This window comes from Mesorhizobium sp. NZP2077, assembly GCF_013170805.1.
Taxonomy (GTDB): Bacteria; Pseudomonadota; Alphaproteobacteria; order Rhizobiales; family Rhizobiaceae; genus Mesorhizobium.
In genome coordinates this window covers 958,856-973,081 of the sequence record NZ_CP051293.1, presented here as the reverse complement: position 1 = coordinate 973,081, position 14,226 = coordinate 958,856, and the positions used below count along the sequence as shown (strand labels likewise).

Annotated in this window: 12 protein-coding genes and 1 pseudogene; 5 read left to right on the top strand and 8 right to left on the bottom strand. The window is 64.0% G+C overall.

Annotated elements, in window-relative coordinates; translation table 11 throughout:
* Nucleotides 1-42: 42 nt before the first annotated feature.
* Both ccmB and ccmA read right to left on the bottom strand, forming a co-directional pair.
* Nucleotides 43-708, bottom strand: a complete 666-nt coding sequence (gene ccmB, locus HGP13_RS04655) for a heme exporter protein CcmB (protein ID WP_172222146.1) — start codon at nucleotides 706-708, stop codon at nucleotides 43-45.
* 208 nt (nucleotides 709-916) lie between these two features.
* Complete coding sequence (gene ccmA / locus HGP13_RS04650) at nucleotides 917-1,525, bottom strand: heme ABC exporter ATP-binding protein CcmA (RefSeq protein ID WP_172222143.1); 609 nt, start codon at nucleotides 1,523-1,525, stop codon at nucleotides 917-919.
* A gap of 286 nt (nucleotides 1,526-1,811) precedes the next feature.
* Here ccmA and acnA point away from each other — a divergent pair, with 286 nt between their 5' ends.
* A complete protein-coding gene (acnA, locus tag HGP13_RS04645; RefSeq protein ID WP_172222140.1) occupies nucleotides 1,812-4,502 on the top strand; it encodes an aconitate hydratase AcnA in 2,691 nt (896 codons plus the stop codon).
* A gap of 109 nt (nucleotides 4,503-4,611) precedes the next feature.
* Here acnA and HGP13_RS04640 read toward each other — a convergent pair.
* A pseudogene (locus HGP13_RS04640) lies at nucleotides 4,612-5,284 on the bottom strand (ceramidase domain-containing protein).
* Between the two features lie 182 nt (nucleotides 5,285-5,466).
* Between HGP13_RS04640 and HGP13_RS04635 the strand changes: the two are divergent.
* A complete protein-coding gene (locus tag HGP13_RS04635; protein ID WP_172222138.1) occupies nucleotides 5,467-6,246 on the top strand; it encodes a thioredoxin family protein in 780 nt (259 codons plus the stop codon).
* 654 nt (nucleotides 6,247-6,900) lie between these two features.
* Nucleotides 6,901-7,287, top strand: coding sequence for a DUF2794 domain-containing protein (locus tag HGP13_RS04630; RefSeq protein WP_172222135.1), 387 nt, complete (start codon nucleotides 6,901-6,903; stop codon nucleotides 7,285-7,287).
* A gap of 81 nt (nucleotides 7,288-7,368) precedes the next feature.
* Here the strand turns inward: HGP13_RS04630 and HGP13_RS04625 are convergent, their stop codons facing one another.
* The 4 genes from HGP13_RS04625 to HGP13_RS04610 form a co-directional block, all read right to left on the bottom strand.
* Entirely contained in the window at nucleotides 7,369-7,947 is a 579-nt protein-coding gene (locus tag HGP13_RS04625; RefSeq protein ID WP_172222133.1) for a GNAT family N-acetyltransferase, read from the bottom strand.
* 119 nt (nucleotides 7,948-8,066) lie between these two features.
* Nucleotides 8,067-8,840, bottom strand: a complete 774-nt coding sequence (locus HGP13_RS04620; protein WP_172222130.1) for a Bax inhibitor-1/YccA family protein — start codon at nucleotides 8,838-8,840, stop codon at nucleotides 8,067-8,069.
* Nucleotides 8,841-9,077: 237 nt separating this feature from the next.
* Complete coding sequence (locus HGP13_RS04615; RefSeq protein WP_172222127.1) at nucleotides 9,078-11,627, bottom strand: ABC transporter permease; 2,550 nt, start codon at nucleotides 11,625-11,627, stop codon at nucleotides 9,078-9,080.
* Nucleotides 11,627-12,322, bottom strand: coding sequence for an ABC transporter ATP-binding protein (locus HGP13_RS04610; protein WP_172222125.1), 696 nt, complete (start codon nucleotides 12,320-12,322; stop codon nucleotides 11,627-11,629). The genes HGP13_RS04615 and HGP13_RS04610 overlap by 1 nt, the downstream gene beginning before the upstream one ends.
* A gap of 85 nt (nucleotides 12,323-12,407) precedes the next feature.
* Here HGP13_RS04610 and HGP13_RS04605 point away from each other — a divergent pair, with 85 nt between their 5' ends.
* Together HGP13_RS04605 and thpR are read left to right on the top strand one after the other, a co-directional pair.
* Nucleotides 12,408-13,052 carry an arylesterase gene (locus HGP13_RS04605; protein ID WP_172222122.1) on the top strand — a complete coding sequence of 215 codons (645 nt, stop codon included), beginning with the start codon at nucleotides 12,408-12,410 and terminating at the stop codon, nucleotides 13,050-13,052.
* Nucleotides 13,053-13,180: 128 nt separating this feature from the next.
* Nucleotides 13,181-13,777, top strand: coding sequence for an RNA 2',3'-cyclic phosphodiesterase (gene thpR / locus HGP13_RS04600; RefSeq protein WP_172222119.1), 597 nt, complete (start codon nucleotides 13,181-13,183; stop codon nucleotides 13,775-13,777).
* Here thpR and HGP13_RS04595 read toward each other — a convergent pair.
* Nucleotides 13,681-14,199 (bottom strand): low molecular weight protein-tyrosine-phosphatase, encoded by a 519-nt coding sequence (locus HGP13_RS04595; protein ID WP_172222116.1) that lies wholly within the window; start codon nucleotides 14,197-14,199, stop codon nucleotides 13,681-13,683. The two genes, thpR and HGP13_RS04595, sit on opposite strands and share 97 nt — an antisense overlap.
* Between the last annotated feature and the right edge of the window lie 27 nt (nucleotides 14,200-14,226).

Here is a 14,226-nt window from a genome sequence, read left to right as displayed (position 1 = left end):
TGCCGCTGCCCTTGATGTCGCGCAAACCATGGCCACCCTCGCTCAGTCGGTTCCATGCCGCAGCGCCAGCGCCGCCGAGACCGGCCCAAGCACGGCAAGAAACAGCGTCAGCGCGGCAAGAATGAGGAAAGGTTGCAGGAACGGATCGGGGTTGGCCGTCGCGCCATAGCTCGCCGAAACGCCGAAGATCAGCACCGGAATGGTCAGCGGCAGCACCAGCACCGAGATCAGCAGCCCGCCGCGCGGCAGCGCCACAGCCACGGCGGCACCGGCAGCGCCGATGAAGGTGATCGCCGGCGTGCCGACCAGCAGCGTCAGCGCGGTGGCGCCGATGGCGAGCGGCTCCATATTCATGAACAGGCCGAGCAAGGGAGCAGCGACGACAAGCGGCAAGACGCTGCCCGCCCAATGCGCCAGGCATTTCACCAATACGGTCACCGCCAGCATGTGCCGGTCGTTGCCGAGCACTAGGAGATCGAGCGAGCCGTCCTCGCGATCGGCCTGGAACAGCCGGTCCAGCCCGAGCAGGCAGGCGAGCAGCGCGCCGATCCACAGGATCGCCGGGCCAATACGGGCCAGCAGCTTGAGGTCTGGCCCGACGCCGAACGGAATGGTGGCGATGACGGCGAGGAAGAAGATGACGCCGGTCAGCGCCCCGCCGCCGGCGCGGATGTTGAGGCGGATGTCGCGCAGGAAGAGGGACCACATTACGATGTGGTCCCTGGTTGGGGACGGCGTTCTGTGGCGCCCCCCTCTGTCCTGCCGGACATCTCCCCCACAAGGGGGGAGATTGGCAGCTTCGCCGTCAGCGCACTTCTTGCAACGTTGGAGATTGGCGAAAGCCGAGCCAACAGCCGATCTCCCCCCTTGTGGGGGAGATGTCCGGCAGGACAGAGGGGGGCGCCTCGCACCGTCATCAATCCGTTTCCCCCATTCTCAATTCCGTCGCCCCCTCCAGCCCCAACGGCAGATGCGTCGCCGCGACAATCATCCCACCCCCAGCGCAATGCTTCATCATCAGCCCCGCAAACCGCGCCTCCGAAGCCTTGTCCAATCCCGCCGTCGGCTCATCCAGCAGCCATAGCGGCCGCTGACTGACCAAAAGCTTGGCGATCGCCGCGCGCCGCCGCTGGCCGGTCGAGAGATAGCCGAACGGCAGATGACCAATGCCAACCAGCCCGACCGTCTCCAGCGCCTCGTCGACGCCGACAGCTCCACCACCATTGAAGTCGATCCAGAAGCGCAGGTTTTCCATCACGCTGAGCGCCGGCTTCATCGCGTTCTGATGGCCAAGGTAATGACAGGCCGAGGCAAGAGATGGAAACGCCTCGCCGCCGCCTTCGAGCAGCACTCGGCCCTCCGCCACCGGCAGCAGCCCGGCAATGATCCTCAGCAAGGTCGATTTGCCGGATCCGTTCGGCCCGGTGACGACCAGCGCCTGGCCGTCACCGAGGTCAAAACCAACCCCGGAAAACACGCTCTCGCCGCCGCGTTCGCCGCCCAGATTTTCGGCGATAAGCCGCATCCCTCGCCTGCCCTGAAAACAATGTTTCGCGAGCGCTGCCGCATCGCACAAATTTGCTCTCCGACTGTCTAGAACTATTCCAGAAAATTCTCTATATGCGGTGCATCCGTGCCAGCGGTCGGCACGGGAACAAAAATTTGCGCCGAACCAGCGCACGCGCCGCCTTTAACGGCTCGGGTTGCTTGGGAACGGACAGCGGAAATGGCCGTACCCGCACCTTTGCGCGTGATTGCATGCCATCGGCGTCCGTTCCCTTTCAGGCTGAACAGACAAGGACGGACCGCACGTGTCAAAATCCCTCGATAGTTTCAATTGCCGTCGCACGCTGACCGCGGGCGGCACCGAATATGCCTATTTCGACCTCATCGAGGCCGAGAAGAACGGGCTGACCGGCATCGCCCAGCTGCCCTATTCGATGAAGGTGCTGCTGGAGAACCTGTTGCGCAACGAGGACGGGCGCTCCGTCACCAAGGAGAGCATCCAGGCGGTTGCCGGCTGGCTCACCGACAAGGGCACCGCCGGCGTCGAGATCGCCTATCGCCCGGCCCGCGTGCTAATGCAGGATTTCACCGGCGTTCCGGCCGTGGTCGACCTTGCCGCCATGCGCGACGCCATGGCCTCGCTCGGCGGTGTTCCGCAGAAGATCAACCCGCTGGTTCCCGTGGACCTCGTCATCGACCATTCCGTCATCGTCGACGAGTTCGGCACGCCGATGGCCTTTGCCCGCAATGTCGAACTCGAATATGAGCGCAACGAGGAACGCTACAAGTTCCTGAAATGGGGCCAGCAGGCGTTCCGCAACTTCCGCGTCGTGCCGCCCGGCACCGGCATCTGCCACCAAGTCAACCTCGAATATCTCGGCCAGGTGGTGTGGACCAACACCGAGGATGGCGAAACCACGGCCTATCCCGACACCTGCGTCGGCACCGATTCGCACACCACGATGATCAACGGCCTTGGCGTACTCGGCTGGGGCGTCGGCGGCATCGAGGCCGAGGCGGCCATGCTCGGCCAGCCGGTCTCCATGCTGTTGCCCGAAGTCATCGGCTTCCGCCTCACCGGCAAACTGAAGGAGGGCGTCACCGCCACCGACCTGGTGCTCACCGTCACCCAGATGCTGCGCAAGAAGGGCGTCGTCGGCAAGTTCGTCGAGTTCTTCGGCCCTGGCCTGTCCAACATGACGCTGGCCGATCGCGCCACCATCGGCAATATGGCGCCCGAATATGGCGCCACCTGCGGCTTCTTCCCGGTCGATAGCGAGACCATCCGCTACCTGACCATGTCCGGCCGCAGCGAGGATCGCATCGCGCTGGTCGAGGCTTATTCGAAGGCACAAGGCCTGTGGCGCGACACCGGCTCCGCCGACCCGGTCTTCACCGACCTGCTCGAACTTGAGCTTGGCAGCGTCGTGCCGTCGATGGCCGGCCCCAAGCGCCCCGAAGGCCGTGTCGCGCTGGAAGGCATCCCGGCCGGCTTCGCCAAGGCGATGGAGACCGAGTACAAGAAGGCGGCGGAAATCCACAAGCGCTATGCCGTCGAAGGCACCGACCATGACCTTGGCCATGGCGACGTCGTCATCGCCGCCATCACCTCGTGCACCAACACCTCCAACCCGAGCGTGCTGATCGGCGCCGGCCTCTTGGCGCGCAACGCCAACCGCCTCGGCCTCAAGCAGAAGCCCTGGGTGAAAACCTCGCTCGCCCCCGGCAGCCAGGTCGTCGCCGAATATCTCGAAAAATCCGGCCTGCAAAAGGAGCTTGACCAGATCGGCTTCAACCTGGTCGGCTTCGGCTGCACCACCTGCATCGGCAATTCCGGCCCGCTGCCGGCGCCGATCTCGAAAACCATCAACGACAAGGGCCTGATCGCCGCCGCGGTGCTTTCCGGCAACCGCAACTTTGAAGGCCGCGTCTCGCCCGACGTGCAGGCCAACTACCTCGCTTCGCCGCCGCTGGTCGTGGCGCATGCGCTGGCTGGAACCGTCACCAAGGACCTCACCACCGAGCCGCTCGGCGAGGACAAGAACGGCAATCCGGTCTACCTCAAGGATATCTGGCCGAGCTCGGCCGAGATCCAGGAGTTCATCGAGAAGAACGTCACCCGCGAGCTGTTCGCCCGCAAATATGCCGACGTCTTCAAGGGTGACGAGCACTGGCAGAAGGTGCAGGCGCCGGAAGGCCAGACCTATGCCTGGGACGACAATTCGACCTATGTGCAGAACCCGCCCTATTTCGCCGGCATGACCGCTGGATTCGGCAAGATCGGCGACATCAAGGGCGCCCGCGTGCTCGGCCTGTTCGGCGACAAGATCACCACCGACCACATCTCGCCGGCGGGTTCGATCAAGGCCGCTTCCCCGGCCGGCAAATACCTCACCGACCATGGCGTCGGCGTCGCCGACTTCAACCAGTACGGCACGCGGCGCGGCAACCATGAGGTGATGATGCGCGGCACCTTCGCCAACATCCGCATCCGCAACCACATGCTGGGCGAGAACGGCCGCGAGGGCGGCTACACCATTCACTACCCGTCGAAGGAAGAGGAATCGATCTACGACGCGGCGATGGAGTACAAGAAGGAAGGCGTGCCATTGGTCATCTTCGCCGGCGTCGAATACGGCAACGGCTCGTCGCGCGACTGGGCGGCCAAGGGCACCAACCTGCTTGGCGTCCGCGCCGTGATCGCCCAGTCCTTCGAGCGCATCCATCGTTCGAACCTGGTCGGCATGGGCGTCATCCCCTTCGTCTTCGAGGAAGGCACCTCATGGGCCTCGCTCAACCTAAAGGGCGACGAACTGGTCGCGATCGACGGGCTGAGTGCCATCAAGCCGCGCCAGACGATGACCGCCAAGATCACCTATGGCGACGGCACGGTGAAAAACGTGCCGATCATCTGCCGCATCGATACGCTGGACGAGCTCGACTACTTCAAGAACGGCGGCATTTTGCAATACGTGCTGCGCGATCTGGCTGCGTAACAAGGGAATAAGGCAGTAGGGCAGTAAGGGAGTAGGGCAAGGAAGTCATCTCCCTACTGCCCTACTGCCCTACTGCCCTACTGCCCTACTGCCCTACTGCCCTACTGCCCTACTGCCCTACTTTCGGTGCCCCAAATCGCGCCGCCGCCGCCAACAGCACCCCCAGCATCAGTCCGTTGAAGATGTGCCACAGGAAGTGGGTGCCGAGCGGAAAGCTGGCGCAGACCCATCGGGTCAATCATGCGGCAGATGACGGACACCACGAAGATCGCCGACCCCGCCAGATTGTACCAGCCGGCCCGGTTGCCGCTGGCTGTCACCAGCACACCGAAGAAAGCGAGCGCCAGGAACGGCGGCAGGTAGCCTGTCGTGCCGTTCGATACCTGGCGCAGCCAGTCGGGCACGGCGACGGTCATCGCGCCTGCCACCGCATAGAAGACGGCAAAGATCGCGATCGCCTTGCCCTGGTCCATGCCGAGGAAGCGGCGCAGGTTGAACAGCGTATAGGCGAGCGTGAAGCCGGCGATGGGCAGGATATCGACCCAGATCGTGCCCTTGGTGGCAAAGGTATGGAAGATCGTCGAACCGATGCCGATCGCCACCACCCACCAGGCCAGCACTTCGGCAAAGCTGCCGGCCTTGCACCGGCGTACTTCCCGCACGCCCCATAATCCCGCGGCAATGAAAGCAAGGTTGGTCAAAGCATTCATCGGCTCGGACCAAAGTCCAGGGCCGGTCCGCTCGCAATAGAGATCGACAGGGGTCAAGAGAGTTTGCCACATGGTGATGCTGCCACCCCCCGATTCGAACCACGCCGTGAAATGCAGCTCTCCTATTGCGGCCTTACCTGCGGCTGCAATGGCAAAATTTCACCGCAACGTGACTTCCCGTTGACTTCCGCTTCTGCCACATATTTCAGACAATCAGAACAAAGCCGGCGCCACCGGCGGGAATTGGAATTGTCATGGCCTGGCGAAGATCATTTTGGCTGGCAGCTTTTGCGCTGGCCTTTTCGGCTTTTGCCGGTGCCGGCCATGCCGGCGAGGCCGAGCGCATCCAGGCTGACAAGCCCCAGCAGGACAAGCCGCTCGGCGTGGTCGAACTGTTCACCAGCCAGGGCTGCAGTTCCTGTCCGCCGGCCGATGCCTTCTTCGCCGAACTTGCCGCCAAGGAAGACATCGTCGCGCTTTCCTATCACGTCGACTATTGGGACTATCTCGGCTGGAAGGACACGCTGAGCCGCAAGGAAAACACCGAGCGGCAATATGATTATATGCGCGCCTTCGGCAGCCGCTCGGTCTATACGCCGCAGGCGGTTCTCAATGGCCGCGTGCACGTCAACGGCGCCAATCGCGGCGAGGTCGACGGCGCGCTCGCCCGGATGGCGAGATCCGGCGAAGGCATGCATGTGCCCGTCAAGGTCAGCCGCACCAGCGACCGCGTGATCATCGACGCCGGCGATGCCGGTGCCGGCCCGAACGACGCCCATGTCGTCATCGTCTATTTCGAGCCGCCGCAGACGGTCAAGATCGCCCAGGGCGAGAACTCCGGCCGGAAGATGACCTACTGGAATGCGGTCACCGGCATCCAGACCGCCGGCATGTGGCACGGCAAGGCGCAACGCTATGAATTGCCGATGAGCGAGATCACCAAGAAAGGCGGCTGCGCCGTGCTTTTGCAGTCGGTCGGCAAGGACGGTATGCCAGGCCCCATCCTCGGCGCCGCCTTTGTCCACAAGCCGTAACGGAATTGCCGAAACGGCCCTGCCCTCGTCATCCTGGGGCGAAGCAGGAGCGAAGCTCCGTCGCGGAGACCCCAGGATCCATGCCGTGACATTTGCTGCATGTAAAAGCGGTCCAGGGTCGAGCGTTTCTCTCGACTCGGCCTGATCGACACCAACCTTTTGCGGCCGCATATCCTGAACCGCCGCAGCATGGATCCCAGGGTCTGCGCGCCGCTTCGCGTCACTCCGCCCTGGGATGACGAAGGCTCTGGGCATCCCGGCGCCTCAGACCACGGGCATGAAAAAACCGACGTCAGCTTGCTTCTGACGCCGGTCATTTAGGTTTTGGGATCGTCGCACCCGATTCTTCCGAAGAAGAACCGAGGTTGGTTCGATCCGACGCAGACCCGTGGGCGGGGGGCTTGGGGTTTACGAGCCGGTGCCGGACCGAACCGTCTCAGGCAACGCCGGTAAATTCGTCGGACATTGGGGCATGAGCGCGGATAAAAAAAGGCGAGAATGTGGCGAAGCATCACCAATTCCAACATGCGGTTCGCAAACGTGACTGGACGTTGCAGAAACGGCGCGCCGCCGCCACTGCTTCGCCGGCTCTTGCAATTGCGGCGCGAAGGGGCCAATTTTGGTTGGCAAAGATTCATTTTGAAGGATCGAGGCATGACTGACGACAGCGGCGGGACGGGGGATGGTGACGCATCCGCAATATTGATCCCGCTGCACGAGGCGCGACGTGAGCGCCTCGACCAGCCGGTACGCTTCGACCGGCGTGAACTGGACCAGATCCTGAGGCTCTACGGACGCATGGTCGCCGCCAATGAATGGCGTGACTATGCCATTGATCATCTCACCGACAGGGCCGTGTTTTCCGTCTTCCGCCGCGCCAGCGAAGTGCCGCTGTTCCAGATAGTCAAGGACCCGAAACTCGCCCGCAAACAGGGTGCCTTCGCCGTCATCGCCGCCGGCGGGCGCATCCTCAAACGCGGCCAGGAACTCGGCCGCGTGCTTGGTGTGTTCGATTCCAAGCTCAAGGTTGTAGGGGCCTGAGCTGCGGAATTGGAGAACTGAAGAAAAGGGCATCGGCGCCTGATATGCCCGCCGGGTTCTTTCGCTCTTCAACTCCTCAATTCATTTCCCCCTAAGCCCGTCGCGAAATATGCGCTCCGGCAGAGAAGCCGGATCCGGCGGCAGCGTCGCCCCGCCATTCAGCGGCAGCTGCATGAACACCGTGTCCAGCCAGCGCCCGTGCTTGTAGCCGGAGCCTTCGAGCCGGCCTGAATGGCGAAAGCCGAGCTTTTCGTGCAGCCTGACCGAGGCGCTGTCGGCATGGCCGTCGCCGATCACCGCGACGATCTGGCGGAAGCCCGCCGCCTCGGCAGCCGCGATCAGGCTCAGCATCAGCTTGAGGCCGACACCCTGGCCCTTGGCTTCAGGCGCGATATAGACCGAATCCTCGACGATGAAGCGATAGGCCGGGCGCGGTCGGAAGGCGCCGGCATAGGCATAGCCGAGCACGGCGCCGTCCTTTTCCGCCACCAGATAGGGAAGGCCGCCGGCCGTGAGCGTGTCGAATCGCGTGCCCATCTCGGCCCGGCTTGGCGGGTCCAGTTCGTAGCTCGCCGTGCCATGTGTCACCGCGTCGGCGTAGATATCGGTAATGGTGTCGAGGTCGGCCGCGATGGCCGGCCGAATCACAATATTGCTCATTCTTTATGCAAGCCTTCAGTCTGCCTCGGATAACAGCAAACGCCGGCGCAAAAGAAAAGGGCGGCCGTTGGGCCGCCCCTTCCAAACCCTATGGTCCAGTCAAACCATGATGCGAAGCCTTAGCGGCGGTCGCCCATGAACTGCAGCAGGAACATGAACAGGTTGATGAAGTCGAGATAGAGCCTCAGCGCGCCCATGATGGCCTTGCGGCCGGCGACATCCGAAGCATCACCCTCGAAATACATCTCCTTGATCTTCTGCGTGTCATAAGCGGTGAGGCCGGCGAAGACCAGCACGCCGATCGCCGAAACGGCGAAGGACAGCGCTGACGAGTGCAGGAAGATGTTGATCACCGACGCGATGATGATGCCGAACACGCCCATGATCAGGAACGAACCCATCGCCGTCAGGTCGCGCTTGGTCGTGTAACCGAACAGCGACAGCGCGCCGAAGGCGGCGGCGGTGGCAAAGAAGGTCTGCGAGATGCTGGCCGCCGTGTAGACCAGGAAGATCGACGACAGCGACAGGCCGACGAGGCCGGCGTAGACCCAGAACGTCGTCTGGGCGGCAGCAACGCTCATCGACTGGACGCGAAACGATAGAAACATCACAGCTGCCAGCGGGGCAAAGATCACCACCCACTTCAGCGGCGAACCGAAGATCGCAACGCCGAAAGAGGTCAACATCTCGCCAGTCGGCAGCGTTGCGACAGCCGAGGCCGGATCGGTGGTGGTGGCCAGCATGATCGTGCCGACAGCGGCAAGGCCGGTGATGAGGAGGCCAAGCCCCATCAGATTGTAGACCTTGATCATATAGGCGCGCAGACCCTGATCGATGTCGGCGCGGACGCCGGGCACTGCCGACGTCTGATAATTGCGAATGGGATCAGCCATTGGAATCCTCTATTGCTTCTGCCCCGTCCGGTGTCGGGCCTCTTGCGGACCCAGGCGCCGCTGGCGGGGCTCCAGCATGCCTGTGGCGAAATATGATGGTTATTCGCGTCAAGAACAAGACCGTAACCGGATGTAACGGTTCGTGAGAGGCCGAAAGGCCGTTTCCCGGGCTTTCCGGCCGGCATCCTTACCGAGATTTAATCCGGGATGGCCGCTCCGGCCCTGAAATTCCTGAAGTTACAGCTCGCGCAGCACCGGTGCCGCCTTGTGGCCGAGCACCCGCCAGGTGCCGGCGAGACCGATGCCGACCGTGATCACCAGCGCAAAGACGATGGTCGCCACCGCCACCTCGGGCATGAAATGCGACGGCAGCGTCATGATGCGGGCGACAACGTACCAGGCCGCGATGCCGCCGGCGGCTAGCGCAAAGAGCGCGGTGGCCAGTCCGATCAGCATGTACTCGAGAGAGAAGGCCGTGATCAGCGTTCGCCTGGTGGCGCCGAGCGTCTTCAGCACGACCGCGTCGTGGACGCGCGCCCGGTTGCCGGCGGCGAGCGCGCCGGCCAGCACCAGCACCGACGCGATCAGCGCCACGCCGGCCGCGGCCCGAATCGCCGTGCCGAGCTGGCCGACCAGCCGGTTGACGACATCGAGCGCATCCTTGACCCGCACCGTCGTCACCGCCGGAAAGGCGCGGGTGACGGCATTGAGGATGCGCGCGTCATCAGCCGTCGTGGCGCTCTTTTCGGTCAGCGTCGCCATCCAGCCATGCGGCGCCCCAGTGAATGTATTGGGCGAGAACACCATGACGAAATTGATGCCCATCGTTTCCCATTGGACCTGGCGGAAATTCGCGATCCTAGCCGTCACGTTGCGGCCGAGCACATTGACGGTGATAGTGTCCCCGAGTTTCAGCCCGATTTCCTTGCCTTCTTGCGCCGAGAATGAAACCAGCGGCTCACCGGTATAATTGTCCGGCCACCATTTGCCCTCGGTCAGCGTCGCGTTTTCCGGCTGTTTGGCGTCATAGGTCAGGCCGCGGTCGCCTTTCAGCACCCAGGCGCCTTCGGCCGGCACCTTGACCTTGTCGACATCGACGCCGTTGAGCGCCATCACGCGGCCGCGCAGCATCGGCACCTTGGCCAAAGTCCCCTTTGGCGCCTCCTTGCCGATCAGCGCCGAAAACGCATCGACATCGCTGCCCTGGATGTCGACGAAGAAGAAGTTCGGCGCCCGCTCCGGCAGGCTGCCGGAGATCTGTTGCCTGAGATTCCCGTCTATCAGCGCCAGCGTCACCAGCAGCGTCAGCCCGAGCCCCAGCGACAGCACCACCGATGGCGTCAAGGCGCCCGGCCGGTGGATGTTGCCGACGGCGAGCCTGAGCGCCACGAAGCGCACGCGCGGGCTCTTCCTGGCCGCCCATTGCACCAGCGCGCCGACGAGGCGCAGCACCAGGAAGGCGAAGATGGTAGCGCCGACGAAGATCGAGGCGATGCGTTGGTCGCCCGAGAACAGGATGGCCAAAGCCGCCAGCAGCAGCGCGATGCCGATGGCCGATGCGACATAGATCGGACGCGGCAAGCCACGGCTTTCCAGACCCATCTCGCGGAACAGCGCGGTTGCCGGCACATCGCGGGCGCGGCCGAGCGGCAGCAGCGCGAAGGCCAGCGTCACCAGCAGCCCGAACAGCGCCGCCATACCGAGCGCGCCGGGATAGAAGCCACTCTCCGCCGGCACCGGGATGACGGACTGCAGCGCGGCACTCGCGGCAAAGGGCATCAGCGCGCCGAGCACGAGACCGAGCACGATGCCAAGTGCCGCGATGATCAGGATCTGCACGAGATAAACGGCAAAGACGAAGCCGCCGGAAGCGCCGAGGCTCTTGAAAGTGGCGATGACGCCGCGCTTACCGTCGAGATAGGCGCGCACCGCATTGGCGACGCCGACGCCGCCGACCACCAGCGCCGTCAGCCCGACCAGCGTCAGGAATTGCGAGAAGCGTTCGATGTTGGAGGACAGTGCGGGTGCCGCATTGCTGCGTGTACGGATCGACCAGCCGGCCTCGGGAAAGTCTTTCGCCGCCTGGTCCTGGATCGCCTTGAGCCGCGCCTCGTCCGCATCGGCGGGCAGCCGGACCTTGTAGGCATTTTCAACCAGGCTGCCCGGCTGCACCAGCCCGCTGGCCGCCAGGCCTTCGGTCGAGATCATCAGCCTTGGCGCGAAACCGAAACCGTCGGATACGGCATCCGGCTCGGTGACCAGCCTGGCACGCAGCTCGAAGGTCGCGGTGCCGAGCTTCAGCCGGTCGCCGGGCTTGAGATGCAGCCGTTCGAACAGCAGATCCGGCGCCGCCGCACCGAAGACGCCAAACTCTTCGCCGAACAGCTGCTGCTTCGACAGCTTCGGTTCGGTTTCCAGCGCGCCATAAAGCGGATAGGCCTCGTCGATCGCCTTGGCCTCGACCAGCGCCTGGTCCGAACCATCGGCCAGGCGCGCCATCGAGCGCATGCTTGCGGTACGCGAAACTGTGCCGAGTCCATCGAGAAAGCCGCGCTCCACCTGGTTGGCATCGCGCTGGTTGATCTGGAAGCGCAGATCGCCGCCAAGCAGCGTCTGGCCCTGGTCGGCGACGCCGGCGCTGATCGAACGGGCAACCGAATTGACGCCGCCGATCGCCGCGACGCCGAGCGCAATGCAGGCGAGGAAGATCAGGAAGCCGGACAGGCCGCCGCGCATCTCGCGCAGCGAGAAGCGAACGGCGAGCTTCAGCGTCTGCGCCAGGGGCATCAGGCGGTGACCTTGACCGGCGCCGGCGCTTCGATCCGTCCCGAGCGCATCGAAACCTGGCGCGAACAGCGTGCCGCAAGGGCGGGATCATGGGTGACCAGCACCAGCGTCATGCCGCGCTCGGCCGCCTTGGCGAACAGGAGGTCGGCGACCTGCCGCCCCGTCGCCTGGTCGAGATTGCCGGTCGGCTCGTCGGCAATGAGAATGCGCGGCGATGGCGCCAGCGCCCGGGCGATCGCTACGCGCTGCTGTTCACCGCCCGAGAGTTCGCCGGGATAATGGGTGACGCGGTCGGAGAGGCCCACCGCCGCCAGCTCGCGTGCCGCCACCGAAAACGGATCGGCATGGCCGGCCAGCTCCAGCGGCACCGCGACATTTTCGAGCGCCGTCATATTGGGGATGAGATGGAAGGATTGGAACACGATGCCAATGTTTCGGCCACGAAACGAAGCAATCTGGTCCTCGCTTTTGCCGTTGAGCAGCTCGCCGGCGATTCGTACCGTACCCGAATCGACCCTTTCCAGGCCTGCCAGCACCATCAGCAAGGTCGACTTGCCGGACCCCGACGGACCGACGATGCCGGTCGCCTCGCCGTGCGCCACTTCAAGGCTGACACCCTTCAGCACATGGACGGATGAAGCGCCCTCGCCGAGCGTCAGGGATACGTCTTTCAGCGCGATGACGGCTTCTGTCAAAATGAAAGTGTCCTATATGGAAGGTGAAGGCTCTGCTTGCCGGAAGCCGTCGCCGGAAGATTTTCTGTCATATGGGGCCCGTCGCATGTCTTTCAAACGCAGTATTGCCGCAGGCCTGATCCTTTTCCTCGCCGTTTGCGGCGCCATTTCGTCGGCGCGGGCCGAGCCCTTCAAGATCGTCGGCTTCGGTGACAGCCTGATGGCGGGGTTTGGCCTCGGACCCGGCGAGGGCTTCACCGACAAGCTCCAGGCGGCTTTGCGCGACAGGGGCCATGACGTGATCGTCGCCAATGCCGGTGTTTCCGGCGACACCACCAGCGGCGGCCTGGCGCGGCTCGACTGGTCGGTGCCGGACGGAACCCGGCTGGTCATCCTCGAACTCGGCGCCAACGACATGCTGCGCGGCGTCTCGCCCGATATCACCAGGAAGAACCTGGACGCCATGCTGGCGAAGCTGAAGGGGCGCAAGATCGCTGTGCTGTTGGCCGGCATGCGCGCCGCGCCCAATCTCGGCGCCGACTACCAGAGTGCTTTCGACGCCATCTTTCCGCACCTTGCCAGGAAATACGACGTCAAGCTTTACCCGTTCTTTCTCGACGGCGTCGCCGGTCAGCCCGGCCTGCAGCTCGAGGATGGCATGCATCCGAACGCGCAGGGCATCGACCGGATGGTCAAACGCATCCTGCCCACGGTCGAGAAGGCCATCGCGGCGGTGCAGGGAGGTTTGTGAGGACGACAAAGCCGCCTTCCCCTGCGGAAACTATTTGGCAAAGCCTGTGACCAATAAACCTCTTGCTCCATTTGACTATCGATGATTCGCTAGGGATGACAGTTCGATTCGAGGAAGGGAGGCTCATCATGCCGCGTCTTTTCACCGCCCTCGAAATTCCGCGTGACGCCGCTCTTTCGCTGTCCCTGCTTAGGGGCGGCCTGCCGGGGGCCCGCTGGATCGACGTTGAAAACTACCATCTGACGCTGCGCTTCATCGGTGATGTCCCGGGCCATGTCGCCGACGAGATCGCCAACGCGCTCGACCGCGTCCACCGCCCCTCCTTCTCGCTGACCCTGTCCGGTGTAGGCGCTTTCGGCCAGAAGAAGCCGCATGCGGTGTGGGCCGGCGCCTCCGCTTCGCCCGATCTCGCCGCCCTTCAGGGCGAAATCGAACGCATCTGCCAGCGGCTCGGCATCCCCGCCGACCCGCGCAAGTTCATGCCGCATGTCACGCTTGCGCGCCTGCGCAATTCCACCCCGCTGGATGTCGCCCAATATCTGTCGGCGCGTGGCAATTTCTCGACGCTGCCGTTCCGCATCGGCCGTTTCGTCCTGATGTCGTCTCGCGATTCGGTCGGCGGCGGCCCCTATATCGTCGAGGAAGCCTGGCCGCTGTCGGGCAACGATGCCCGCGCCGCCAGCCGCGCCGCCAGCGCCTCCGACGCCTCGCGGATCATGCGGTAGACTTCGGCAAAGGCCTCCGCCCCGTCATAATAGGGATCGGGCACGTCGCGCGCCTGTCCGTGCGCGAACTCCAGGAAGAGTTGCAGCCGGTCGCGCGCAGCCGCCGGCGCCAGCGCCTTGAGATCGGCGACATTCGAGCGGTCCATGCCGAGGATCAGGTCGAAACGGGAGAAATCCTCCGGCCTGACCTTGCGTGCCCTCTGCCCGGAAATGTCGATGCCGTGACGCACCGCAATCGCGATCGAGCGTGGATCGGGCGCCGAGCCGACCTCCCAGCCGCTGGTAGCGGCCGAATCCAGCTGGATATCCTGGCCCCGGCCACGCTCCGCCCAGACGGCGCGAAAGACGCCCTCGGCCAATGGCGAGCGGCAAATGTTGCCGAGGCAAACGAACAGAATGGAATTTATCGGCTTCATGCTCATTCGATATGCGCCGTTTGTGCATTTGGA